Origin of the sequence: Chitinophaga chungangae (genome assembly GCF_017742215.1) — a bacterium.
Lineage (GTDB): Bacteria > Bacteroidota > Bacteroidia > Chitinophagales > Chitinophagaceae > Chitinophaga > Chitinophaga chungangae.
Genome location: NZ_JAGHKP010000005.1, coordinates 62,544 through 87,409 on the forward strand (window position 1 = coordinate 62,544; position 24,866 = coordinate 87,409).

21 protein-coding genes are annotated in these 24,866 nt (G+C 54.3%); 13 read left to right on the forward strand and 8 right to left on the reverse strand.

Annotated features, from left to right (window positions below; genetic code table 11):
* Nucleotides 1-267: 267 nt before the first annotated feature.
* A complete protein-coding gene (locus tag J7I43_RS23595) occupies nt 268-657 on the reverse strand; it encodes a VOC family protein (RefSeq protein WP_209148460.1) in 390 nt (129 codons plus the stop codon).
* Nucleotides 658-837: 180 nt separating this feature from the next.
* On the opposite strand from J7I43_RS23595, the gene recQ reads away from it, so the two are divergent.
* From recQ to J7I43_RS23610, 3 genes are all read left to right on the forward strand, one after another.
* Nucleotides 838-3,009 (forward strand): DNA helicase RecQ, encoded by a 2,172-nt coding sequence (recQ, locus tag J7I43_RS23600; RefSeq protein ID WP_209148461.1) that lies wholly within the window; start codon nt 838-840, stop codon nt 3,007-3,009.
* 150 nt (nt 3,010-3,159) lie between these two features.
* Nucleotides 3,160-4,173, forward strand: coding sequence for a sugar phosphate isomerase/epimerase family protein (locus J7I43_RS23605; RefSeq protein WP_209148462.1), 1,014 nt, complete (start codon nt 3,160-3,162; stop codon nt 4,171-4,173).
* 24 nt (nt 4,174-4,197) lie between these two features.
* Nucleotides 4,198-4,533 (forward strand): hypothetical protein, encoded by a 336-nt coding sequence (locus tag J7I43_RS23610; protein ID WP_209148463.1) that lies wholly within the window; start codon nt 4,198-4,200, stop codon nt 4,531-4,533.
* Nucleotides 4,534-4,688: 155 nt separating this feature from the next.
* On the opposite strand, the gene J7I43_RS23615 is transcribed toward J7I43_RS23610, so the two are convergent.
* Complete coding sequence (locus tag J7I43_RS23615; protein ID WP_209148464.1) at nt 4,689-5,462, reverse strand: FecR family protein; 774 nt, start codon at nt 5,460-5,462, stop codon at nt 4,689-4,691.
* A gap of 203 nt (nt 5,463-5,665) precedes the next feature.
* Between J7I43_RS23615 and J7I43_RS23620 the strand changes: the two genes are divergently transcribed.
* Nucleotides 5,666-6,847: a proline dehydrogenase family protein gene (locus J7I43_RS23620; protein WP_209148465.1), complete on the forward strand. Its 1,182-nt coding sequence runs from the start codon at nt 5,666-5,668 to the stop codon at nt 6,845-6,847.
* A gap of 177 nt (nt 6,848-7,024) precedes the next feature.
* Here J7I43_RS23620 and J7I43_RS23625 read toward each other — a convergent pair whose 3' ends face one another.
* Together J7I43_RS23625 and J7I43_RS23630 are read right to left on the reverse strand one after the other, a co-directional pair.
* Nucleotides 7,025-8,314 carry a RagB/SusD family nutrient uptake outer membrane protein gene (locus J7I43_RS23625; RefSeq protein WP_209148466.1) on the reverse strand — a complete coding sequence of 430 codons (1,290 nt, stop codon included), beginning with the start codon at nt 8,312-8,314 and terminating at the stop codon, nt 7,025-7,027.
* Between the two features lie 25 nt (nt 8,315-8,339).
* Nucleotides 8,340-11,306, reverse strand: a complete 2,967-nt coding sequence (locus J7I43_RS23630) for a SusC/RagA family TonB-linked outer membrane protein (RefSeq protein WP_209148467.1) — start codon at nt 11,304-11,306, stop codon at nt 8,340-8,342.
* 485 nt (nt 11,307-11,791) lie between these two features.
* On the opposite strand from J7I43_RS23630, the gene J7I43_RS23635 reads away from it, so the two are divergent.
* Nucleotides 11,792-12,586 (forward strand): thymidylate synthase, encoded by a 795-nt coding sequence (locus tag J7I43_RS23635; protein ID WP_209148468.1) that lies wholly within the window; start codon nt 11,792-11,794, stop codon nt 12,584-12,586.
* Nucleotides 12,583-13,074 (forward strand): dihydrofolate reductase, encoded by a 492-nt coding sequence (locus tag J7I43_RS23640; protein ID WP_209148469.1) that lies wholly within the window; start codon nt 12,583-12,585, stop codon nt 13,072-13,074. Before J7I43_RS23635 ends, J7I43_RS23640 begins: the two co-directional genes overlap by 4 nt.
* A 501-nt stretch (nt 13,075-13,575) precedes the next feature.
* Here J7I43_RS23640 and dnaG read toward each other — a convergent pair.
* On the reverse strand, nt 13,576-15,570 hold the full coding sequence (gene dnaG / locus J7I43_RS23645; RefSeq protein WP_209148470.1) for a DNA primase: 1,995 nt from the start codon (nt 15,568-15,570) through the stop codon (nt 13,576-13,578).
* 165 nt (nt 15,571-15,735) lie between these two features.
* Between dnaG and J7I43_RS23650 the strand changes: the two genes are divergently transcribed.
* Both J7I43_RS23650 and J7I43_RS23655 read left to right on the forward strand, forming a co-directional pair.
* Nucleotides 15,736-16,911: an acetyl-CoA C-acyltransferase gene (locus tag J7I43_RS23650; protein ID WP_209148471.1), complete on the forward strand. Its 1,176-nt coding sequence runs from the start codon at nt 15,736-15,738 to the stop codon at nt 16,909-16,911.
* Between the two features lie 89 nt (nt 16,912-17,000).
* Nucleotides 17,001-17,984, forward strand: a complete 984-nt coding sequence (locus J7I43_RS23655) for a pyruvate dehydrogenase complex E1 component subunit beta (RefSeq protein ID WP_209148472.1) — start codon at nt 17,001-17,003, stop codon at nt 17,982-17,984.
* A gap of 154 nt (nt 17,985-18,138) precedes the next feature.
* On the opposite strand, the gene cysM is transcribed toward J7I43_RS23655, so the two are convergent.
* Together cysM and J7I43_RS23665 are read right to left on the reverse strand one after the other, a co-directional pair.
* Nucleotides 18,139-19,023, reverse strand: coding sequence for a cysteine synthase CysM (gene cysM / locus J7I43_RS23660; RefSeq protein ID WP_209148473.1), 885 nt, complete (start codon nt 19,021-19,023; stop codon nt 18,139-18,141).
* A 2-nt stretch (nt 19,024-19,025) separates the two neighbouring features.
* On the reverse strand, nt 19,026-19,829 hold the full coding sequence (locus tag J7I43_RS23665; RefSeq protein ID WP_209148474.1) for a serine O-acetyltransferase: 804 nt from the start codon (nt 19,827-19,829) through the stop codon (nt 19,026-19,028).
* A 182-nt stretch (nt 19,830-20,011) separates the two neighbouring features.
* Here J7I43_RS23665 and J7I43_RS23670 point away from each other — a divergent pair, with 182 nt between their 5' ends.
* From J7I43_RS23670 to J7I43_RS23680, 3 genes are read left to right on the forward strand one after another with little or no spacing between them, the layout of a single operon-like run.
* A complete protein-coding gene (locus tag J7I43_RS23670; RefSeq protein WP_209148475.1) occupies nt 20,012-21,196 on the forward strand; it encodes a sigma-54-dependent transcriptional regulator in 1,185 nt (394 codons plus the stop codon).
* 47 nt (nt 21,197-21,243) lie between these two features.
* The gene (locus J7I43_RS23675; protein ID WP_317197092.1) at nt 21,244-21,387 is read left to right on the forward strand and encodes a helix-turn-helix domain-containing protein; all 144 of its coding nucleotides are present in this window, start codon (nt 21,244-21,246) and stop codon (nt 21,385-21,387) included.
* Complete coding sequence (locus tag J7I43_RS23680; protein ID WP_209148477.1) at nt 21,380-22,033, forward strand: alpha/beta fold hydrolase; 654 nt, start codon at nt 21,380-21,382, stop codon at nt 22,031-22,033. Before J7I43_RS23675 ends, J7I43_RS23680 begins: the two co-directional genes overlap by 8 nt.
* On the opposite strand, the gene J7I43_RS23685 is transcribed toward J7I43_RS23680, so the two are convergent.
* On the reverse strand, nt 22,030-22,929 hold the full coding sequence (locus J7I43_RS23685; protein ID WP_209148478.1) for a MerR family transcriptional regulator: 900 nt from the start codon (nt 22,927-22,929) through the stop codon (nt 22,030-22,032). The two genes, J7I43_RS23680 and J7I43_RS23685, sit on opposite strands and share 4 nt — an antisense overlap.
* A gap of 165 nt (nt 22,930-23,094) precedes the next feature.
* Between J7I43_RS23685 and lepB the strand changes: the two genes are divergently transcribed.
* Together lepB and J7I43_RS23695 are read left to right on the forward strand one after the other, a co-directional pair.
* Complete coding sequence (gene lepB, locus J7I43_RS23690) at nt 23,095-24,264, forward strand: signal peptidase I (protein ID WP_209148479.1); 1,170 nt, start codon at nt 23,095-23,097, stop codon at nt 24,262-24,264.
* 115 nt (nt 24,265-24,379) lie between these two features.
* Nucleotides 24,380-24,865, forward strand: a complete 486-nt coding sequence (locus J7I43_RS23695) for a cytidine deaminase (RefSeq protein WP_209148480.1) — start codon at nt 24,380-24,382, stop codon at nt 24,863-24,865.
* The last annotated feature ends 1 nt before the right edge of the window (nt 24,866 follow it).

The window sequence follows — 24,866 nt, forward strand, 5'->3', positions numbered from 1 at the left end:
AAAAAGACTAACTATATCGGCTAATTTACTTATATTTATGTAAATCCTGACCGACCTTCAGCTTACAATCATCTCTTTTATCCCGTATCAAACTTATTTCCGTTTCTAAACGCATTGTCCTCGAAAACCCTACCGGCGCAGAAGGAAAGTGAGTAAAAATGGATAATATCCGCAGCGTACGCGCTGCGGTTTTTTTTTATAAAAGCATAAGGTCCCCTGAACGTGTTGCATACACGCTCCGTTTATTATAAAAAGTTTTGGGAGGAATTAAGCGGTCGCTTTGATCTGCTCGCCGAACTGCAACAGGTACCCGTTGTTGTCGTAGATGCCGAATTCGCGCATGCCGTAATCAAAATCCTGCACGGGGAAACATACCTCGGCTTTGTCTTTTACCTTTTCCCAAAGCTCGTCCACGCCTTCCATATGAATATAAATGGCGCCGGTGAACACGGGCTGGTCAAAAGGATCATCGCTGCCGAACGGGAATTTCGCCTGGGGGTGCACCAGTTGCATGGTCACCTTGTCTTTGTTGATGGACGCGAATTTCCATTGCTCGTCCATCGTTTTACAGGTAAAATCCAGCACGTTCACAAAAAAATCTACCGTTTCCTGCAATAAAGGAGTAGTTAATGTAGGGATGGCTGCCAACAGTTCCATAAATAGTTCGTTTCGGGTTAAAAGTGAATAACAGTTGTGTTTTAAAGTGCGACAGTTGTAAAAAATGACTCTCTTATAAATGTAAACAAATATTCCGCTTTGCAATTGCTGTTCCGATTAATTTTTATGCACATCCCTTTCCCTTATATTTGTCCCGGAGGCAAATCAAAAGTTCGGGCTATGCAGCAATCTTCGTTGTTAACACTGTTAAAACATCACTTCGGGTATACCCATTTCCGTCATAACCAGCAGGCGATCATAGAAAATGTACTGGCAGGGAAAGACACGCTGGTGCTGATGCCTACCGGCGGCGGGAAGTCTATCTGTTACCAGCTGCCCGCGCTGGCTTTCGGGGGGGTGACGGTAGTGGTATCTCCGCTGATCGCGCTGATGAAAGACCAGGTGGACGCGCTGCGGCAAAACGGCATCCCGGCGGCCTTTCTTAATTCCACCCTTTCCGGGCAGGAGCAGCAGACCGTGATCCAGATGCTGCGGGCCGGCCGGCTGAAGCTGCTATACCTCGCGCCCGAGCGCCTCGTGGGCGAAGGTAATTTCATGAGCCTGCTCGCCGAAGTGAACGTATCGCTTTTCGCGGTGGACGAAGCCCACTGTATCAGCCACTGGGGCCACGATTTCAGGCAGGAATACCTGGCGCTGGGCCAGCTGAAAGACCGTTTCCCCCAAACGCCGGTGATCGCCCTTACCGCCACGGCAGACGGCGTTACCAAGCAGGACATCCTCGAAAAGCTCAACCTGCGCCAGTATACCGTTTTTGAAAACTCCTTCAACCGGCCCAACATATTTTACGGCATCCGGCCCAAACGGGATTATTACGACCAGCTGCTTGCGTACCTGGGCGAACATAAAGAAGACAGCGGGATCATCTACTGCCTGTCCCGCTCCGCCACCGAATCGCTGGCGGAAGACCTGCAAAAGGAAGGTTTTTCCGCCGCGGCATACCACGCCGGGCTGGACAGGCAGGTACGCGAAGAAAGGCAGGAAAAATTCCTGCGGGACGAAGTGCGCATCATGGTGGCCACCATCGCCTTTGGCATGGGCATCAATAAAAGCAACGTGCGGTTCGTGGTGCATGCGGACCTTCCGAAGAACATCGAAGGGTATTACCAGGAAACGGGCCGCGCCGGCCGCGACGGGCTCGCCAGCGAAGCCATTTTATATTACGGCGCGGGCGACGTGTTCAAACTGAAACGTTTCGCCAGCGTGGAAGGCAACGAAGCGCAGAGCGCCGTGATGCTCAAAAAACTGGAACAGATGGCCGGCCTCGCCGAAACCCGCCAGTGCCGCCGCAAATACCTGCTGCAATATTTCGGGGAAGATGCGCCCGACCATTGCGGCAACTGCGATAACTGTCTTGGCCAATACGAAAGGGCCGACGGCACGATCGCCGCGCAAAAGATGCTCAGCGCCGTTTACCGCCTCCAGGGCCGTTTCGGGCTGAACTACGTGGTCGATTTCCTGCGGGGCGGCAGCACCGTGCGGGAAGCGCACCAGGAGATCAAAACCTACGGCATCGGGAAAGACATTTCCAAAGAACAATGGAAACAATACGCCCGGGAGCTGATCCAACTGGGCTACCTGGCGCAGTCCGGCGGGGAATACCCGCTGCTGCAGCTGACGGACACCAGCTGGCAGGTGCTGCGCGGCGAAGAAAAAGTGGAATTCACCGTGACCGCAACCGGGAAGGAACAGCCCGCCGGCGCCAAACCGACAAAACAAAGCGCGGAGATCGCCCATCCCGCGCTGTTCAACGAACTGAAGCAGCTGCGCCGCCAGCTGGCAGATAAAGAGAACGTACCGCCCTACATCGTGTTTTCAGACGCCACGCTGGCCGAACTGGTGGCGTACCTGCCCGTTACCACTTCCGACATTTCCCGCATTTCCGGCTTCGGCGATGTGAAACTCGCCAAATACGGCGACGCGTTCCTCGACGCGCTGCAGAGCTATTGCCTGCGCAACGGCCTCAGTACGCAAATGCATCTCAAAGCCGGTTCCGCCCGGCAACGGCCTAAAAAAACGCGGTCCGATACCGGCGGCAGCCAGCGGCAAACGCTCCAGCTTTTCCGGGAAGGCAATGCCGTGGAAGAGATCGCCGCGCAGCGGAACCTGGCGGTAAGCACCGTGGAAAGCCACCTCGGGGAATTCGTGCGCAAAGGGGAGCTGGACATCCAGGACCTTATCCCCGACGAAAACCGGCTGACCCGCATCCTGAAAGCCGTGGAAGACACCGGCGGTTATTCGCTCAGCGCGGTAAAGGAAAAACTGGGCGACGTAGGTTACGGGGAGATCAGGGCGGTGCAAAGCTATTACCTCTGGTTGCAGGAACAGGCCTGACGCCCGGCGCTCATCCGCCGGTAATGCACATCAGCGATTCTTTATATTGTAAACATTTTTTAGTACTTTGTTTAATGCTTCCACGTTTTACAGATTGAGCGTGTATGCTTTACAGTTATGAACTCATTACAAATCACAAACTCTTAAACAATGTCATCATCCACGAACCGCAGACATTTTTTACGCCAGCTGGGCATGGTTACCGCAGGCGCAGCATTCGGACCCGCTTTTCTCGCAGCCTGCAACAGCGGCGGCGTTAACGGCGGCGGAGATTCCACGAAAAACGATTCCACCGGCACCGGCGGCGTAAGCACGAAAGACCTTTTTTTCAAGATCTCCCTCGCGGAATGGTCTTTCCACAACGCACTTTTTTCCGGTAAAATGACCAACCTCGAATTTGCCGAGAAGGCCAAAAAAGATTACGGCATCACCGGTGTGGAATATGTGAACCAATTCTTCAAAGACAAAGCAAAAGATAAAACCTACCTCGCCGAGCTGAAAAAACGCGCGGACGACAACGGCGTTACCAGCGTGCTCATTATGTGCGACGGGGAAGGGGAGCTGGGCGACCTGGACGTTAAAAAACGCACGCAGGCAGTGGAAAACCACTACAAATGGGTGGAAGCGGCGCAATTTCTCGGTTGCCACTCCATCCGCGTGAACGCGGCGGGCGCGGGTAAGGAAGAAGACGTGAAAAAAGCCGCCATCGACGGCCTGGGCCGCCTGACAGACTTCGCGAAAGACTTCAACATCGGCGTGATCGTGGAAAACCACGGCGGCTATTCCTCCAACGGCATCTGGCTGAGCGATGTGATGAAAGGCGTGAACAAACCCGGCTGCGGCACCCTGCCGGACTTCGGCAACTTCTGCGTAAGGCGCCAGAAAGACGGCGACTACAGCACGCCCTGCGCCGAAGAATACGACCGCTACAAAGGCGTGACCGAACTGATGCCTTACGCCAAAGGCGTGAGCGCCAAAACGCACGATTTCGACGCGGCGGGCAACGAAACCCAAACGGATTTCAGGAAAATGATGGAAATTGTGAAAGCTGCCGGTTACAAAGGATTTGTCGGCATCGAATACGAAGGCAGCAAAGACAGCGAAGAAGTGGGCATCCGCAAAACCCTGGAACTGCTCAAACGCGTAGGCCAGGAACTGAGCTGAACAGGCATCTCAAAATAATCGTATATGGAAACGACACCCAATGGCATGACCACGCTCACGGGCGTGATGGAAGTATTGAAAGAACGCGGAATCGATCATGAACTGCGGCTGATGAAAGACGGGCGGCTGGAAGACCAGGATTCGCGCCGTATTTTCAGCGCGGAAGGCATGAAGATCATCCGTACCTACCGCTTCGAGGGAGAAAGCAACCCTTCGGATTCCGCGGTATTATACCTGCTCGAAAACGCCGACGGATTTATCGGCTACATCATCAATGCCTACGGCGCGTACGACGATTACGAGGGAGACCTCTTCGATAACCTGATCAGGAACCTGCCCGTGGACGAACGTGAGTTCTGAACCGGGGCATCCCGATATAATCTAAAAACCTTGCAGGATTTACCCTGCAAGGTTTTTTATGAATATCATAAACGATCTGAAAAAAACATGCCGGCTGTCTGCTTCAAACAACCGGCATTTCTTTTTGTGTTAGGATATGGAAAAACAACTGAGGGTTAGAATTTGATCACCACTTTATCGCGGGTAACGCGGTAGGTAAAACCGATGCTGTCGCCAAGGGTGGCGAGCAGGTCTTCCACAGACTGTGGGTTATACACGCCGGTCACATATTTGCTGCGGCCGTTTCCCTTCATTTCCATTTCAACGCCGAACCAGTCTTCCATCTTCTTTAACGCCGCGGGGAGCGGTGTATTGTTGAAGACCAGCTTTCCCTGCAAACATTCTTCCTGTTCGGCCAGTTCGAAGGTCTCTTTTTCCATCAGGTCAATGCCTTTGTTGGCCAGCACACTCTGCCCGGAGGAAAGGTCTTCGACGGCGTTATCGGTAGGCGAGTGGTAGCTTTTGCCCACATGTGCCTGCCCGTTGAGCACGAGACAATAGGCCCCGCTCTGGCTTTCGAGGGAGCGCAGGCGGAAGATGGCGCCCGGCGTGCGGGTTTTGAGCTTGTCCGTTAAAATGACCATCTCCTGACCGGTGGCGGGCACGGAAAAAAACGCTTCGCCATCCAGCACCAGCGCACGGTCTTGCGGGAAACCCTCGGGCATGTATAATTTGGAACGGGAGTTCAGGATCACGAGGGTACTGTCCGGCAGCTTCACCACTTTACGCTGGCCGTACGCGCTCTGGAAAGTGACGTACCGTTTGCCCGGCTCGAGCATGGCGGAACTGCGCTGATGGCGGCCCGCCAGGTAATATAACATGCCGGATGCAATGAGCATAACGACGATCAGCGTAAGGGCAACAGGTTGCCAGTTACGCCGTTTTTTCATATACAGTGGAAGCCTTGGCCGCCGGAGATGCGTATGTGTTGCGCTCATGGTTGGGAATAAGATTTTGGTGACACTGTCCCGGGTTAAATATAACAAAAAAAATTCCACCTCAAAGGGCGCGTTTCTGCTTGTATGTCAGAAAACTATCATGAGTGAAGGCTCTTTTTTGTTAGTCCAATGCCGTCCCCTTAACTTTGCCCGCCATGGAAAAGCAGCAACCACCATTATCATTCGAAGATACGGCTATCGCATTCGAACATATGTCGAACAAAGCGCTGAAACGGGCGAATTTCCTGTTCAGCAACATCGGCAAACCCTGGCTGGTGAAGTTCGGCGCCTTCGCCACACCACTCGCCTTCAAACTGCATCTGCCCGTTAAAGGCATCATCAAATCCACCATTTTCAACCAGTTCTGCGGAGGCGAAACCCTCGAAGAAGCCGTAAAGGCGGCGGAAGTGCTGGGCCGTTTCGGCGTGGGCGTGGCCCTCGACTACAGCGTGGAGGCCGTGGAAGGAGAAGAAAATTACGATAACGCCCTGCCGGAATTCCTGCGGGCCGTTCAATACGCCGCCGGAAAGCCGCACATTCCTTTTATTCCCATTAAAGTGACCGGCTTCGCCCGCTTCGGGCTGCTGGAAAAGATGCATAAAGGCGAAACGCTCACGCCGGAAGAAAATGAAGAGTTCGAAAGAGTGCGCAAACGCATCCATGCCATCTGCGCCGCCGCCGCCAAAGGCAAGGTAGGCGTGCTGATAGACGCGGAAGAATCCTGGGTGCAGCAGCCGGTAGACGACCTGGCCGACGAAATGATGGGGCTTTTCAACCGGTCTGAAGTGATCGTGTTCAATACCTTTCAGATGTACCGCCACGACCGTCTCGACTTCCTTCACAAAAGCTTCGAAAAGGCCAAAGCCGGGGGGTACCTGCTGGGCGCCAAACTGGTGCGCGGCGCATACATGGAAAAAGAAAGGAAACGCGCGGAAGAGAATGATTATCCTTCGCCCATCCAGCCGAATAAAGACGCGGCGGACGAAGATTACGACGCGGCGGTGCGTTTCTGCATAGACCGGCTGAACCACCTGGCCGTGTTTATCGGCACTCACAACGAAGACAGCTGCATGCTGGCCGCCTGCCTGCTCGACGAGAAGAACATCCCGCACAACCATCCCCGGGTCAGCTTTTCACAGCTTTACGGCATGAGCGACAACATCACGTTCAACCTGGCGCACGCCGGTTACCGCGTGTCCAAATACCTGCCATACGGCCCTGTGAAAGACGTGGTGCCTTACCTGATCCGCCGGGCGCAGGAAAACACCTCCATTGCCGGTTCCATGGGCCGGGAATTGAGCCTGATACGGAAAGAAATGAAACGCAGGGGGATTTAACCGGGAAAAATGTAACATTTTGCCGCCCTGCCTCGTTATACGGGTATACCAACCGGCAAATCAACGCATTATAACCGGGAACCAATTACTGCTATGCAAAGTTAAAAGCCGCTCCGGCCATCGTCGGAACGGCTTTTTTGTTTTCTTCCCGTCAGATCTGGCTTCCTTTTTCCTTTATCAGTTCGATTCCGGCAACGGGATGGGGAATTTGTCCCAAACCTTATCGTTCGGCCGGTCGTTGGGCAATTGGTTCAGGCGGTTGTAGCGCCGCATGTCTATCCAGCGGTGGCCTTCTGCGAACAGGGAAAAGCGCCGCTGGTTCAGCATTTCGGTGATCAGCGCGGCCTGTGTAACGGCCCCTGCGTATGGCGTCAGGTTGTGCTGCACCCTGATCCGGTTCAGCGCCACGATCGCGTCCGGGAGCTGGTTCAGGTTGATCTTGGCTTCGGCGTAGATCAGGATCAGTTCTTCGTTGCGGATGATGTACACAGGCGCGGTATTGCTCCGGTGGACCCATACGTCGCGGTTGGACTGCAGCCCGTCCAGCGATGCGGGCGCCGCCCTGAGCGTGGCTTTGGCGATGCGGTCGTCTCCCGGCGCGATCTGCGCGGCGTACGTAGGATGCGCCAGGCGCTGTTCGCCGGAGTTGTTCTGCGGCAGGAACACCGGGTTGAGCACATCGCCCGAATTGGCGCTGAAAATATGCACGTACCCGCTGTTGAAATCGCCGAGCAGGCTAAAGTTCGAGCCGTTGAGGGCTGTGAGCGCTTCCGCCCATTGCTGGCGGTACACGGCTACCCGGGCGGCCAGCGCGCGGTTGAACTGCATCAGCTTGGCGGCCGTTACGTCTGTCACGATAGACACGGGGAAGACGATCTCCGCGCCCGTCAGGTCCGTCAAACCTTCATTCAACATATTGGCGATGTCCGTCAGGCTTTCGGGATAACCTTTAATAGGCCCGAGGTTGTTCGCATCTTTCACATCGGTGCGGATGCCGTTGGTATACTGCATGTTAAGCGCCAGCAGCAGCTGGTAGGCCATGATGGTTTTTGCGTAACCGAGATACCCCTTTTTTTCGTTGGCAGACAGGCGGGAGCTGTTGTTCACCGCGTCCATCAGCGTATTGGCCTGCCTTACCACGCGGTAACGCGAAGCCCAGGGATTGGTGGTGTAAAACGTGTTGTTGTCCAGCGGCGAAGTGCCCATCAGCTCGGTGGTGTAACGCGGCTCGGAACCGGAGAAGCGGTAGATCTCGCGCCCCTGCAGGCCGATCGCGTCGTAATACGTATTTAGAGTGAGGCGAGTGCCCGATTCCATGGCAACGGCCAGGTTGTCTATCTGCTCCTTGGTGCCGTTGGCGATGATCTGGCTGGCCACCGGGGTGTTCAGGTTCGGTATCTCGCCTTTCTGGCAGGCTCCCAGGCCCAGCAGCATTGCGCTGAATAATAATATGCGATGTTGTTTCATGATGATTCTTTTTTGGTTGTACGGATCAGAAGGTTACGCCCAGGTGAAACATTGCGCGTTTGGACGCGGGGAACGGCGTTACTTCCACGCCGGTGCTGATGCCATTGCTGCCGCGCGAAGTGGCGGTGGAAATGGTGTTGCTGCCGAAGTTGGAAGTTTCCGGGTCGTAACTGTCATAATCCGTCCAGGTGAACCAGTTATTGGCTGAAATACCGACGTTCACGGCGGAAATGATATTGTTTTTCGGGATGGGAATATTGTAGTACAGTCCTATCTCACGGATACGAACATACGAAGCGTCCTGCACGCGCACGCTCGCGTCCGAAATAGCCGCCGCGTTCATCCTGTCCACGCCGTCTTTGACGCCGTTGCCGTTTTTATCATCGTCGTAATCGTAAGTGGTGGCGAAAATGTCGGAGAGATATTGCGTCAGGTTGATGTTGTCCCCGCCTTTTTTCCAGTGCAGCATCACGCGCAGGCTGAAGTTGGTGAGGAAAGTAACGTCGTTGTAAAAGCTCAGCTGGAAATCCGGCTCTGAATTGCCCAGTACGCCCACGCCTTTGTTGTTGCCCAGCGTACCGATGATCTGTGTGGCGGATTTGCCTTCTTCGATATAGAAGTTGCCGAGCGTATTACCGAAAGCGCCCATCGGGAACGGGGGAATGGTGAGCTTGGTTACTTCTGAAGTGTTTTTCCAGAAATTGACCTGCGCATTCCAGCGCACGTTTTTGGTGTTCACAGGAATGGCGCCGATGCCGATCTCCACGCCTTTGTTCCGCAGGTCGCCGCCGTTCACCCACTGCTGGGTAAAGCCGCTGGACGAAGGCACGTTTCTCCGCAGCAGCAGGTCGAAGATCTTTTTGTTGTAATACGTCGCTTCAAGGCTTAACCGGCCGTTGAAGAAACTCACGTCCAGCCCCGCTTCCAGCTCCGTCTGCCTTTCCTGCTCGATGTCCGGGTTGCCGAACTGGGTGTCTACAAAAGAACCGGGCTGCCCGCCGACATTGCTGGCGGTAAGCGCGAGGAACTTGGCGCCGTACGGGGCAACGTTGCCCGCTTGTCCGTAAGCCGCGCGCAGCTTGAAGCTGTTGATGCTCTGAATGCCCCAGAAGTCCATTTTCGCGAGGTTCCACGATGCGGAAGCCTTGGGCAATACAAAGTATCTTTTGTAATCGCCGTTGTTGGTGCTGCGGTCGAAACGCACGCCGGCGGCGAGGGTGATCGCGTCCATCAGCAGCACTTCTTCCTGGATGAAGATGCCATTGTCGCGGTATTTCTGGCGGAACTGCTGCAGCTGCGAACTGGCCGCCTGGTCTACGTTGCTCTGGTCTGGTATGAGGTTGGTGGCGATGGAAAGAATGTTGTCCAGGTTATTGGTTTCCAGCGTGGCGCCCAGCGAGGTGGTGAAGCTCAGGTCGTTGTTCGGCTGGAAATAGTTCACCAGCACGCCGGCGAGGTTGGTGTTGAGGTTGTTGGTATTGCCCTGGATGGAAGCGCCTTCCAGCCCGCCTCTCATGAATTGCAGCGTGCGGGGGAAAATGGCTTCCGTTTTCAGGTTGAAGAAATCCACGCCGCCGCGCACGATCAGTTTGGTATTGGTGCGGTCGTTGGTATGAAGGGTGGCCCTTATCTCGCCGCCGGTGATGAAGCGGTTGGTGGTTTCGTTGTTGCGCATTTTATCCCGTGTTTCGAGCGGGTTGGCTGCGGAAGGGTTCACGGGATAAACGCCGTTGGCGTCAGGGTGCAGCTCGAGATACTGCGGGATGGTGGCCAGCGACACGCCATAGGTCACGCTGTTGTTGTCGTTGTTGGTCAGCCCGCGGTCTGCCGAAGTATTCATGTAAGACGCGCGCAAACCCAGGCTGATGCGGTCGTTCAGCTGATGGTCCACGTTGATGCGGACGGCGTTGTTGAGATAACCGGAGTTTTTGACGATGCCTTCCTCGCTTTTCCGGTTGGCGGAAAAATACACGCCGGTGCGCTCGGTGCCGCCGTTTACACTAACGTTGGTGTTGGATATGAGGCCTGTTTCACCGTACATTTCATCTTCGTAATCGTACAGCTTGCCGGCATCGCGGGCAGCGATAAACAGATCTCTTTCCGTTGCGCCGCCCCTGTCGAACGCGGTCTGTTCGGTGAACTGGCGCACGCCGAGCAGCTTGCGGGCCTGCGCAAAACCAAGGTCCTGCCGCAGGCGCACCAGGGTGCGGCCGAGGTTGGTGCCTTTTTTGGTGGTGATGAGAATTACGCCAGCGGCGGCTTTGGAGCCATAAATGGCGGCCGCGGACGCGCCTTTGAGTATTTCAATGTTCTCGATATCGTCCGGGTTGATGTCTGCCACGCGGCTGGAAGGATTGTCCTGGTTCTGCGGGTTGCCTGCCGTGGCGGCACCGGTGATGAGGTTAAGACCGGCGGGCACGCTGATGTTGGAGATGAATACGCCGTCTACCACGTACAGCGGTTGCGAGTTGCTGAAAATGGAGGTTACGCCGCGCATCTTCACGGAAATGCCGCCGCCGGGGGCGCCGGTGTTGGCGGTGATGAGCGCGCCCGGAATTTTACCGCTGAGCGCCGCGTCGAAGGTTTGCGCGGGAGCCACGCCATAGAGTTGTTTGGCGGAAATGGTCGCTACCGCGTTGGCGAGATTGCTTCTTTTTACGGAAGTGGCAAGACCGGTGATCACCACTTCATCGAGATTGGCGTAATCTTCCTGGATGGTGACGTTCAGCGTGGCGCCATTGATCACGGTTTGTTGCGTTTTGTAGCCGGTGTAGGAAAAAATAAGGGTGCTGCCGTTGGGGGCGTCGATGGAATACCGGCCCTGTGCGTCGGTAACGGCGCCCCGGTTGCTGCCCTGCAGGCGCACGGTAACCCCCGGCACGGGATTGCCGGACGCGTCGGACACGAGGCCGGAGACCTTTTGCTGGGCAAACGACGCTACCGATAACAATAGCAGCATTACCAGCAACGTAAAGGATTTGGACAAATGCATGTTCTGGCGATTTAGAGGTTTAAGAATCGGGAGGTTGATAAAAAAATTTTGGGAAACATGGTTTCAGTACAGGCAATACGATGCCACCCATGCCGTCAATGTGGTAAATTTGTGCGCATGATAAAAGAATTTAGAGGTTGATAAAAAATCTTATCAACTGCAAGGCCAGATGGGAAATCGCTGTAGTGTTGTATCAGCTCTCAGGCTCCGGGTTTCGCTGTGTTCGTTCTGCTGCATGGTCTGACCCTGCAACGGATAATTAGGGTTGATGATAAACGAATAGTGCCTTTATTTTATAAGCGTTTAGATCTAAGTTTATAGTTTGTTTTGGATGTTGATTGATATGGCCGGGTACATTTCGCAGATTAACGAAATTTATGCTAAAGTAGATTTGTTTGTTTTCACCCTTTTGTTTATATTATTTCTGACTGTAATCTGACGGCCGTGGTAGGCTATTTCCCAATTTACATTTAACTTGCGGGGTCATGCAACAATACCTTGATCTATTACAACATATTATCGCCAAAGGGAATAATAAAACCGACCGCACCGGCACCGGTACCCGCAGTGTGTTCGGTTACCAGATGCGTTTTGACCTGAAGGAAGGTTTCCCGCTGGTGACCACCAAAAAACTTCATCTCAAATCGATCATATACGAATTACTCTGGTTCCTGAAAGGAGACACCAATGTGCGTTACCTGCAGGAACATGGCGTGAAGATCTGGGACGAATGGGCGGATAAAGACGGCAACCTCGGCCCGGTATACGGCAAACAATGGCGCAGCTGGGAAGGAGCGAACGGTAAAACCGTGGACCAGGTGACCGACCTGATCAGCCAGATCAAAAAGAACCCGGACAGCCGGCGGCTGATCATCAGCGCCTGGAATGTGGCCGACCTGCCAGACATGGCCCTGAGCCCCTGCCATTGCCTGTTCCAGTTTTACGTGGCAGACGGCAAACTGAGCTGCCAGCTGTACCAGCGCAGTGCGGACGTATTTCTCGGCGTACCGTTCAACATCGCTTCTTATGCGCTGCTCACGCTGATGATCGCCCAGGTGTGCGGGCTGGAGCCGGGAGAGTTCGTGCACAGCTTCGGTGACGTGCACCTGTACAACAATCATTTCGAGCAGGCGGAGCTGCAGCTGACCCGCCAGCCGCACCCGTTGCCGCAGATGAAGCTGAACCCGGATGTGAAAGATATTTTCGCTTTTGAATACGGGGACTTCACCCTCGAAAACTACCAGTTCCATCCTCACATCAAAGCCCCAGTAGCCATATGATCTCCATTATCGTAGCCGCTTCGGAGAACAATGTGATCGGCATCAACAACCAGCTGCCCTGGAGCCTGCCGGCCGATCTCCAGTTTTTCAAGAACACCACCTGGGGCAACCCGGTGATCATGGGCAGGAAAACGTTCGATTCGATGGGAGGCAGGCCGCTGAAAGGCCGGCAGAACATTGTGATCACGCGGCAGAAGGATTATGCGCCGGAAGGCGCCACCGTGGTATCTTCTATCGATGCGGCCATCACGATCGCGGAGGATTTCGATGTGGATGAGATCTTTATCACAGGCGGCACGGAAATTTTCCTGCAATCATTTTCACGCGTAGACAAGATCTACATGACGCGCGTGCATACCACCCTAAAAGGAGACGCTTTTTTCCCCGCCATCAGCCCCGATGAATGGGAGCTGACGCATGCGGAAGATCATCCGGCGGATGAGAAACATGCGTATGCTTTTACGTTTCAGACCTGGGAGCGCCGTTAACCTGCGTGTCACATAAAAAGTAAAACTGGGCTGTGTTTTCCTTTGCGATGGGCACAGCTACTTTTTATGTGACACGCAGATTAACGGCTTTGTGATAAAGACCTGGTTATTTGTGACGGCGCTATAGGCAATTTTATTATCAGCCTGCAAACGGCAATGCCAATAAGCCTGAATAATTTGTGATGGATCGGCTTTTCAGGGCATTCAATTTTTGTTGGGAATCATTTTCGGAAAGGCCATTCAAGAATCTTCTCAATACCAGCTTCTATTGTTTCAAACCTGTTCTCAAAGCGGATCTCCATTGAATTTATGCGGAGGTACAGCTTGTCCAGGCGTTGATTGACGCCGTCCGGTTTTGACAATACTTCCTGCAGAATTGATAGTACATCCATGTTGTTTTTTTTTACAACACGAAATTATGCCGGAACACAATATGGGACAAGGAAATCCGCCTCCTTTCGCCGGAGAATAGCTCAGTGTTTCGAAGATTGAAAAGCTGGTTTATTTAATGATCACCGTCCCCACCTTATCCGTCAGTTCCTTCGCCATTTGTTTCAGCTGGATGTCCATTTCAAGGCATTTCTTAATTTCTTCGAAGTCCGTGGCGGTTTTCAGCTCCTGCTGATTTTCTTCGATGAGTTTGCGGATCTTCCGGAGGATCAGGTAGTGGGTGGCGCTGAGGGTGTCTTTTACGAACGCATCGTCGCCGTAAACGGTCTTGATCTCGAACTTGTCCCGCCAGTTCGCGCTCAGTTCGGCCTCTTTGTCTTCGAGGATGAGGGCTACGTTTTGGGAGATCTCGGGGTCCTGGTGATAGAGGAACCATTTTTTATCGAGCGGCGCGCCCTGGTCGTATTGGGTTTTGTATTCGTGCAGGATCTTTTTCACCACCTCGCTTTCCGCCAGCGATTCGAAATCGTACGGCAGGTGGAAAATATAATCGGCGACGGTGGTTTTCTGTTCTTCGTCGAACATTTTATCGCCAAAGCGGAGCAAGACTTTCACCAGTTCACGTTCCTGCTTTTCGTCTTTATTAAAAAGATTTTCGGGAACGGCTTCCGGCTGGTTGTTTTCGTCGAAGTACTCGGGGTACATTTCGGCGAGGGAAGGGCCTTCTTCCTGCGCGGGCGCTTCCTGACCGCGGTTCTTAAAACGGTTCTGCTCCTGGTTGGCCTGTTTGGTGAGCCGGTCGCGGATGTATTTGTTCACCAGCGACACCATGCCTTCCTCGTCTATTTTGAGCAGCTGGCTGCACTGGCGGATGTAGTCCTGCTGTTTGGTGAAATCCTCCACCTTGTCGATGCGCGCGATGGTTTCGGCGATCTCGTTCACCAGTTGGCTTTTTTTCGCGGTATCGTTGCCGGCTTCGCGCAGGGAAACCTGCAGTTTGAAGAGGATAAAATCCTGTTTGTTGTCTGCAATGAACTGGCGGAAACCTTCCACGCCGATCTTCTGCACGTAACTGTCCGGGTCTTCGTTGTCCGGGATGAGGGCCAGCTTTACGTTCAGGCCTTCTTCGATGGCCATGTCCAGCCCGCGCAGCGCCGCTTTTACGCCGGCATTGTCGCCGTCGTACAAAATAGTGAGGTTGCGCGTGTATTTTTTGATCAGCCGCAGCTGGTCGGTGGTAAGCGAGGTGCCGCTGGACGCCACTACGTTCTCGATGCCGGCCTGGTGAAGGGAAACCACGTCCGTATATCCTTCCACGAGCAAACATTCGTCGAGTTTATCGATGGCGTGCCTGGCGAAATAAGTGCCGTACAGCACTTTGCTTTTTACATAGATGTCGTTTTCGGGCGAGTTGATGTATTTGGGCGCGCGGTCGCTTTTTACGAGAATGCGCGCGCCGAAGCCCAGCACTTTGCCGCTCTGGTTGTGAATGGGGAAAATGACGCGGCCGCGGTAATTGTCCGCCGGCTGATCGTTGCGGATGGTAACGAGCCCCGTTTTCTGCAACAGTTCCATGTTGTAGCCCTTGTGCTGCGCTTCGCGCACGAATGCGTCGCGGAGGTTGAGGCAATAACCCAGCTGGAATTTGCGGACGGTCTCTTCCGTAAAACCCCTTTCTTCAAAATAACTCAGGCCCACGTTCTGCCCTTCTTCGGTTTCGTGGAGGGTTTGGACGAAATAGTCCCGCGCAAAATTGTTGACGATAAAAAGGCTGTCTGCCAGCTGTTGCCTGGCGCGCATTTCAGGGCTTACTTCCTTCTCTTCGATCTCGACGTTGTATTTGGCGGCCAGCCAGCGGAGGGCTTCCACGTAAGAGTATTTTTCGTGCTCCATGAGGAAGTTGATCGTATTGCCGCTTTTGCCGCACCCGAAACACTTGTAAATTTCCTTGCTGCCGGAAACGGTAAAGGAAGGGGACTTTTCGTTGTGGAAAGGACAAAGCCCCATGTAGTTGGCGCCGCGTTTCTTCAGTTTTACGAAGGAACCGACGATTTCCACAATGTCTATCCGGTTGAGTATCTGTTGTATCGTGTCCTGGGAGATCAAATTCTTTATTGGGTTTGAGGAAGAAGCGCCTGACAAATTACTTTTTTGACCGGGAAAATGCCACGCTGCCGCCGTCTGCAAACTTAGTGAAAAATCGGTAAGGTCGGAATTTGCTATATTTGAGATTCCCCCCGAGGGGATCACCAAAACAACAAAATCATCAAGATGTCTAAAGAAGTATTTATCGTTTCCACGGCCCGTACGCCTATCGGCAGTTTAAACGGCGGGCTGGCTTCCGTTCCCGCGGTTACGCTGGGCGCCACTGTGATCAGGGCCGCGCTCGAGAGGGCGGGAGTGGGGGTAGACCAGGTGCAGGAATTATACATGGGCAATGTGATCAGCGCCAATATCGGCCAGGCGCCCGCCACGCAGGCGAGCCTGTTCGCGGGGCTTCCCAATACCGTGCCCGCCACCACGGTGAACAAAGTGTGCGCTTCCGGTATGAAAGCCATCATGCTCGGGGCGCAGAGCATTCTGCTGGGCGACAACGACGTAGTGGTGGCAGGCGGCATGGAAAGCATGAGCAACATCCCGTATTACCTCGATAAAGCCCGCAACGGCTACCGCCTGGGCCATGGCTCCGTGATAGACGGCATCCTGCGCGACGGCCTCTGGGACCCGTATTCCGATTTCCATATGGGCAACGCCGGGGAAATCTGCGCGAAAGAATACAAGATCACCCGCGAAGACCAGGATAATTTCGCACGGCAAAGCTACGAGCGCGCCGCGGCGGCTTATAAGAACGGTTATTTCACAGACGAGATCGTGCCGGTAGGCGTGGGTGGGAAAACGCCCGTAGTGGTGAACGAAGACGAAGAATACCGCAAGGTGAACTTCGAAAAAATGGCCACCCTGAAGCCTGCGTTCCAGAAAGACGGCACCATTACCGCGGCCAATGCTTCCAAGATCAACGACGGCGCGGCGGCCGTAGTGCTGGTGAGCGGCGAAAAACTGAAAGAGCTGGGCCTGAAGCCGGTTGCGCGCATCGTAAGTTTCGCGGATGCTTCACAGGCGCCGGAATGGTTCACCACCACGCCGGTGATAGCGGTAGGCAGGGCGCTGCAGAAGGCGGGTCTTACCATGCAGGACATGGATTTTACCGAGATCAACGAGGCATTCAGCTGTGTGGCGCTGGCCAACGAGCGCGACCTGGGCGTGAAACCCGGCACGCTCAACGTTTGGGGCGGCGCCGTGGCCCTGGGGCACCCGATCGGATGCAGCGGAGCGCGCATCGTGGTAACGCTTTCCTCGATTTTGCAGCGCCTCGGCGGCCGTTACGGAGTGGCCGGGATCTGCAATGGCGGCGGCGGAGCAAGCGCCATGGTGATAGAGAAAATGTAAATGCTTTGCTTTTTGGCAAACAAACGATAAATTTGCCCTGCCTTTTGAAAAAGGCGTGTATATATTTCAAATAACTTTTATAGAACCAAATGCGTCAGATAGCCTTCAGACAAGCCTTAAGAGAAGCCATACAGGAAGAAATGCGCCGTGATGAGCGGGTGTTCCTGATGGGCGAGGAAGTGGCAGAGTACAACGGAGCGTACAAAGTAAGCCAGGGTATGCTGGATGAGTTCGGCCCCCGTCGTGTAATTGATACCCCTATCGCCGAGCTGGGCTTTACGGCCATCGGTGTGGGCGCTGCCCAGAACGGGTTACGCCCGGTGCTGGAGTTCATGACCTGGAACTTTGCCGTGCTGGCGCTGGACCAGATCCTGAATACCGCCTCCAAAATGCTCGCGATGAGCGGCGGACAGGTGGGTTGCCCCATTGTTTTCCGCGGCCCTAACGGTTCTGCAGGCCAGCTGGGCGCGCAGCACTCCACTGCTTTTGAAAGTTATTACGCCAATATCCCCGGCCTGAAAGTGGTTTCCGTTTCCAACCCTTACGACGCCAAAGGCCTGCTGAAAGCGGCCATCCGCGACGACGACCCGGTTGTGTTCATGGAATCGGAGCAGATGTACGGCGATATGGGCGAGGTTCCCGAAGAGGAATACATCATCCCGATCGGTAAAGCGGATATCAAACGCGCCGGTAAAGACGTTACCATCGTGTCTTTCAATAAAATGATGAAAGTAGCCCTGGGGGCCGCTGAAGAGCTGGCGAAGGAAGGCATCGAGGCCGAAGTGATCGACCTGCGCACCATCCGCCCGCTGGACTGGTTCACCATCCTGGAATCCGTGAAGAAAACCAACCGCCTGGTGATCGTGGAAGAACAATGGCCGTTCTCCAGCATCTCCTCCGAAATCTCTTACCGCATCCAGAAAGAAGGGTTCGATTACCTGGACGCGCCGATCCGCCGCATTACCGCCGCCGACGCGCCCATGCACTATGCGCCGAACCTGGTGAAACTGTACCTTCCCGATATCGAAAGGACGGTGAAACTGGTGAAAGAAGTGATGTATATGAAGAAATAATTTCTCCGGATAAAGAAAAAGCCCGTTCCGAATGTTTTCGGAACGGGCTTTTTTAATTATTTGAAAAAAGGAAATGATACCCGGGCAACTAAATAGGCTGTTCGCAATTCACGAACAGCGGACAATTAGCGGTCACAATTTCTTATGGGTTCTTCTACGAACCGAAAAGGTCCGTGCTCAGGTACCGGTCCCCACGATCGCAGATAATACAAACGATCACGCCGCTGCTCAGCTCCCGCGCCACGCGAACGGCCGCCGCTACCGCGCCGCCGCTGCTCATGCCGCAGAAGATGGCTTCCTCGCGCGCCAGCCTGTTGGTCATAACACGCGCTTCTTCCTCCGAAATATCCATGATCCGGTCTACCCGCTGCCGCTCGAATATTTTCGGCAGGTAAGCTTCCTGCCATTTGCGGATGCCGGGAATCCTGGAACCGTCCGTCGGCTGGCAGCCCACGATCTGCACGCCCGGGTTCACCTCCTTCAAAAAGCGGCTCACGCCCATGATGGTGCCGGTGGTGCCCATGGCAGACACAAAATGCGTAACGCCATGCTGCGAATCGCGCCAGATCTCGGGCCCGGTGGTGCGGTAATGCATGCCGTAATTGTCCGGGTTGGCGAACTGGTTCAGCATATGATAACCGCCTTTTTGCACCTGCGCGTGCGCGTAGTCGATCGCGCCCTCCATGCTCTGCTCTTTCGGCGTAAGCACCACTTTGGCGCCGAAAGCCTCCATGGTAAGCACTCTTTCCCGCGTGGCGTCTTCAGGCATCACAATCTCGATCTCCACGTTAAAAAGATTGGCGATCATCGCCAGTGCAATGCCGGTATTGCCGCTGGTGGCCTCCACCAGTTTCACGCCGGGGCGAAGCTCTCCGCGGTCCAGCGCGCCTTTGATCATACCGTAAGCGGCCCTGTCTTTTACGCTGCCGCCGGGATTGGTGCCTTCCAGCTTGGCATAGATGGTTACGTCAGGGTTTTCGGGAATGCGTTGCAGGGCCACCATGGGGGTGTTGCCCACTAAATCCAGAACTGATCTCATGTTTAAATCACTTTTATACTGCCGTCTGCTTTGTAATAAATCCGGGAATGCGGCGCTACCGTTTTGATGAGCCATACGTTGCCGCCGATAATGCTGTGGTGGCCGATCACCGTGTCGCCGCCCAGGATGGTGGCGCCGGCGTAGATCACTACATGTTCTTCGATGGTAGGGTGGCGTTTGGCGCGCGCCATTTGTTTGTCGATGCTGAGCGCGCCCAGGGTTACACCCTGGTATATTTTAACGTGCGGGCCGATCACGGTGGTTTCGCCGATCACTACGCCGGTGCCATGGTCTATGCAGAACCAGGGCGCGATCTCGGCCGCCGGGTGAATATCTATCCCCGTGCGCGCATGCGCGAATTCGGTGATCACCCTTGGCAACAGCGGCACTTTCAGCAAATGCAGCCCATGCGCCACACGGTACGCTGCGATGGCGTAAAAGCCGGGATAGGCGCGGATCACCTCGTAAAGACAAGTGGCCGCGGGGTCGCCCTGGAGGATAGCCTCCGCGTCTTTCGTAAGGTCTGCATACATGCCGGGCACCAGTTCCATAAAATCATGCGCGATGGCTTCCGGCCTGTCTTTCAGCTGCGGGGCCATATTGGCCAGCAGCAAGGTCAGCTGCGTTTCCAGCTTTACGGCGTATTGCTCCAGCGCCGCTTCGTCCAGCACTTTGCCGTTGTGTTCCGGGAAAAGCCAGTTCAGCAGGTCGCTGCAAAATGCCCATACCTCTTCGGAGGAAGGGTAAGCCGATTCTCCCGCGGCGGCGTGCCGCGCTTTTAATTGCTCCAGTAATTTTTTCATCATAACGGATAGTTACCTGCCAGGGGCTAAAATTACAGAAAAACCGACAAGATCAGTAGACTTTATATATGCAAAGCGGCCATCCATCAAGATTTATTTTTATCACTGCTGTGGAATGAGAGTATTTTGTGGTAGGTTCCGTCTTTTCCTTTATTTTTGGCACTGTTTAAAATAGTAGACAACCTATGGCCAATATATTGATTATAGACGACGAGAAAAGCATCCGGAAAACGCTGTCGGAGATCCTGACCTACGAAGGGTACAAGATCGAAGAGGCGGCAGACGGGGCGGAAGGTTTCAAAATGTTCCAGGCCAAGGCCTACGATGCCGTGCTGTGCGATATCAAGATGCCGAAAATGGACGGCCTCGAATTCCTGGAAAAAGCAAAAGAAACCAACCCCGACGTGCCCATCATTATGGTGAGCGGCCACGGGAACATCGATACCGCCGTAGACGCGGTAAAAAAAGGCGCGTTCGACTACATCTCCAAACCCCCCGATCTCAACCGCCTGCTGATCACGCTGCGCAACGCGCTGGACAAAACCACGCTGGTGGCCGAAACCAAAACGCTGCGTAAAAAGGTGAACAAAATGCCGGAAATGATCGGCGAATCGAATCCCATCGTAAAAATTAAAGACACCATTCATAAAGTGGCGCCCACCGACGCGCGCGTGCTCGTAACCGGCGAAAACGGCGCGGGCAAAGAGCTGGTGGCCCGCTGGATACACGCCTACAGCAACCGTGCAAACGGCCCGCTGGTGGAAGTGAACTGCGCCGCCATCCCGAGCGAGCTGATCGAAAGCGAGCTGTTCGGCCACGAAAAAGGTTCTTTCACCTCCGCGATCAAACAACGCATCGGCAAATTCGAAGCGGCCAACGGCGGCACGCTGTTCCTCGACGAGATCGGAGACATGAGCCTCAGCGCGCAGGCTAAAGTATTGCGCGCCCTGCAGGAAGGAAAGATCACCCGCGTGGGCGGTGATAAAGAGATCAGTGTAGACGTGCGCGTGGTGGCGGCTACCAATAAAGACCTGCTGAAGGAAGTGGAAGACAAAAACTTCCGCCTCGACCTTTACCACCGCCTCAGCGTGATACTCATCCATGTGCCTTCGCTGAACGACCGGCGGGAAGACGTACCTTTGCTGGTAGATCATTTCCTGGACACGGTTTGCGCCGAATACGGCACCGCCCGCAAAGCGGCAGACAAAGACGCGATGAAGGCGCTGCAGAACCATCACTGGACAGGCAATATCCGCGAGCTGCGCAACGTGGTGGAAAGACTGGTGATCCTCAGCGGGAAAACCATCACGGCAGACGATGTGGAGAATTACGTGGTGCCGAACAGTGAGAAAAAAAAAGCCACTACCTGAATGACGAGCTGCTGATACTCACCCGGCTGCACGATTTCAGAGACGAAGTGGAGAAAATATTCATCGAATTCATGCTGCATAAGAACGGGTGGAACGTATCCCGCACGGCACAGGAACTGGATATTCAGCGAAGCCACCTTTACAACAAAATGGAACGGTACGGCATCCGTAAATCCGCCGAAGATGAGTAAAAAGCACATATACCTGATCAGCGGGCTGGGCGCGGACGAGCGCGTTTTCAGCAGGCTCAGTTTCCCGGAAGACTGCGACGTGCATTATCTCCCCTGGATCAATCCCCTGGGGCCGGACGAGCCTATCCAGGAATATGCGTCTCGGCTCTCGCGCCGCATCCTTCATCCCAACCCCGTGCTGCTGGGGCTTTCCTTCGGCGGGATGATGAGCATCGAGATCGCCAAACAACAGCCCGTCGAAAAAGTGATCATCGTATCCAGCGTAAAACATAAAGAAGAACTGCCGCCGTACTATAGCGGCATGGCGCGTTTGCTGCTGCGCAACCTGCCGGACCGCCTGCTGTTCGGCAACCGGCATTACATCGTGAAGCTGTTCATGCAAAGCAGGAGCGAGGAAGAAAAGATGTTGCTGAAAGATTACCTGCGGAAAAGAGATTTCCGCTACATGCGCTGGGCGCTGGCGGCTGTGCTTAACTGGCAGAACGAATGGGTGCCGCCGTCTACAGTGCATATCCATGGCAGTGCAGACAGGCCTTTCCCGCGCCGTTACGTAAATCCCACGCATACTATCGTAAAAGGAGGGCACTTCATGGTGATGAACCGCGCCCAGGAGATCAGCCGTATCATTGAAAAAGAGCTTGCCTAAGATTTTTCGGCATTTTTCCGTCTTGCATATTGCAGCACTTCCTCCATGCTCATAAGAACCGTAAGGTTTTCCGGCAGCGGCACCGTGATGCGCGCCACCTGCGGGCCTGAAATGGCGACGGGGATGCCGGGGAACAGCCTGCCGAGGTCTTTGATGAAATTATCCAGCGCCCTTTGCGGGAAATTGGTGATCACGTGCGTATAAATGTGCTCCACCTGTTTGCGCTCGGTGTAAAAACGGAGGTCTTCCAGCGGTACGTTGGCGCCGAAGTTCACCACGGTGCAGCCGTGTTTTTTGAGCATGTAGTGGATAAAAAGCAGCGGTATCTCGTGAAATTCCCCTTCGGGGAGAAAGATCATAAAACGTTCGCGGTCCTGCACGGGCGTGTCTAGCCCGTCGATGGCCACCATCAGTTTTTTGCGGATGATGTTGGACGCGAAATGCTCCTGCGCGGGGATCACGCAATCTACCAGCCACAGCAGCCCGATACGCTCGAGGTACGGATAGATCACCTTCAGCATCGTTTGCTCGAAACCCATGCGCAGCAGGATGTTGTGAAAGATCTTTTCGAATTTCACCTGGTCGAAATCGATCATCGCCTCCACCAGCTGGTTGATGTACACCTGGTACAGGTGCGTGCCTTTGTGGCCGGTTTCCTCCAGGGAAAGCTGCTTGATCTCCTCCTCGCTCATATTGGCGATGCGGGAGATCTTGTAACCATGGCGGTACAGGTAGGCGATGCGCATGATGTGTTTCAGGTCGCCATTGTCGTACACCCGGTGATTCGTATCTTTCCGCTTCGGCCGCAGCACATTGTAGCGCTGCTCCCATATCCTGATGGTGTGCGCCTTGATGCCCGTGAGGCTTTCGATGTCTTTTATCGTGAAAGTGTTCAATGTTCTGGATAATAGGATTAAACAAAAATAGACATAAACTGGTTTACCGTTGATTCTATTTGGTAAACTTAAGTGGGATTTTTTTATGAAAACTTTTGCGTGTTAAAACTGGCATACAATTAACAGAATATTATATTTGTCTTTAAAATAACTAAACAACACAGCATGAACCTGGCATTTTGGAGAAAGAAGGACGGTCAGCCCAAGAAGAAAAAGTCCGCGGTCCGCGAATGGATCGATGCGGCTGTTTTCGCTATCATTGCGGCTACGCTGATCCGAACGTTCATTTTCGAAGCCTATACCATCCCTACGCCTTCTATGGAAAAAACCTTGCTGGTGAACGACTTCCTGTTTGTAAGCAAAGTTAGTTACGGCCCCCGCGTGCCGATGACACCATTGGCAGTGCCTTTCACCCATCATACGCTTCCTCTCACCAAATATACCAAAGCCTATTCCGAAGCCATCCAGTGGAAATACCGCCGCCTTCCCGGTTTTGGCGACATTCACCGCACGGACGTGGTGGTGTTCAACTTCCCGGAGGGAGACACGGTGGCGCTGGAGCGGTCAGACGAAAGTTATTACGATCTCGTGCGCCGCTACGGCCGCGAAGCGGTGTGGAGCCAGTACCGGGTGATCTCCCGTCCTGTAGATAAACGCGAAAATTATATCAAACGTTGTGTGGGCATTGCAGGCGATACCCTGGAGGTGCGAAATGGCATCGTAGTGGTGAATGGCGTGCCGGAAACGCCTCCTCCCCATGGCCAGCGCCAGTACGCCGTAACCACCACCACCGGCGACCCGCTCAATGCCATGCGCCTCGAAGAAAAGGGCATTACCAATCCCTACGAAGTGATCATGGACAAACCGCATTACAACCTCACGCCCTCCGAAGCGCAGGAAGTAAAAGCCATGGAAGTGGTGAACGGCCAGGTGGAGCCGTACATCAGCCCGATCGTGGACGGCGTTTGGCCGCAGGATACCATCCACCAATGGACCGTAGACAATCTCGGCCCGCTTTATATCCCGAAAAAAGGCGCCACCGTGAAGCTGGACAGCTCCAATATCGAGCTTTACCGCCGCATCATAGCCGTGTATGAAAAAAACACCCTCGAAACACGTGGCAACCAATACATTATCAATGGCCAGCCAGCCTCCAGTTACACGTTCAAAATGAACTACTACTGGATGATGGGCGACAACCGCCACAAATCGCTGGACAGCCGCTATTGGGGCTTCGTGCCTGAAGACCATGTGGTGGGCAAGGCCTGGCTGATCTGGATGAGCTATGGCAGCAGCGGAATCCGCTGGAGCCGCCTGTTCAGCACCATCAAATAACACGCACTTTCCCGATAACGGCGAGCCGTTCACTTTGCAGAATCCGAAAAGAAGTATCTTCAGGAACGCAAAAGGAACGGCTCCCTTTTTTACCGCCGCCTTAAACCGGAACATTATGGAGAAAAAGATACAACAGGTTGAATACGAGGAATATAAAGACGCGTCCGAACTGCCGCCGGAGGATCTTTCCCTGCTGCAGCTCGCCCGCCGTGCACTGGAAGACGCCTATGCCCCGTATTCCCGCTTCAGGGTGGGGGCGGCGCTGCTTTTGGACAACGGGCAGACCGTAACCGGCACCAACCAGGAGAACGCATCGTACCCCGTGGGCATCTGCGCGGAAAGAACGGCCCTTTCCACGGCTTCCTCCCTTTACCCCGGCATACCGGTGCGGGCGCTGGCCGTAAGCTACCGTAACGAGCTGGGAACCAGCGAAAAACCGATCTCTCCCTGCGGCATCTGCCGGCAAACCATCTGCGAATACCAGCAGCGGTCCGGCACGCCCATCCGCCTCATCATGGCCGGGCTTTCCGGCCCCGCCATCGTGATCCGCGACGCGGGCAGCCTCATGCCTTTGTCTTTTTCTTCCAGCGATATGTTATGAA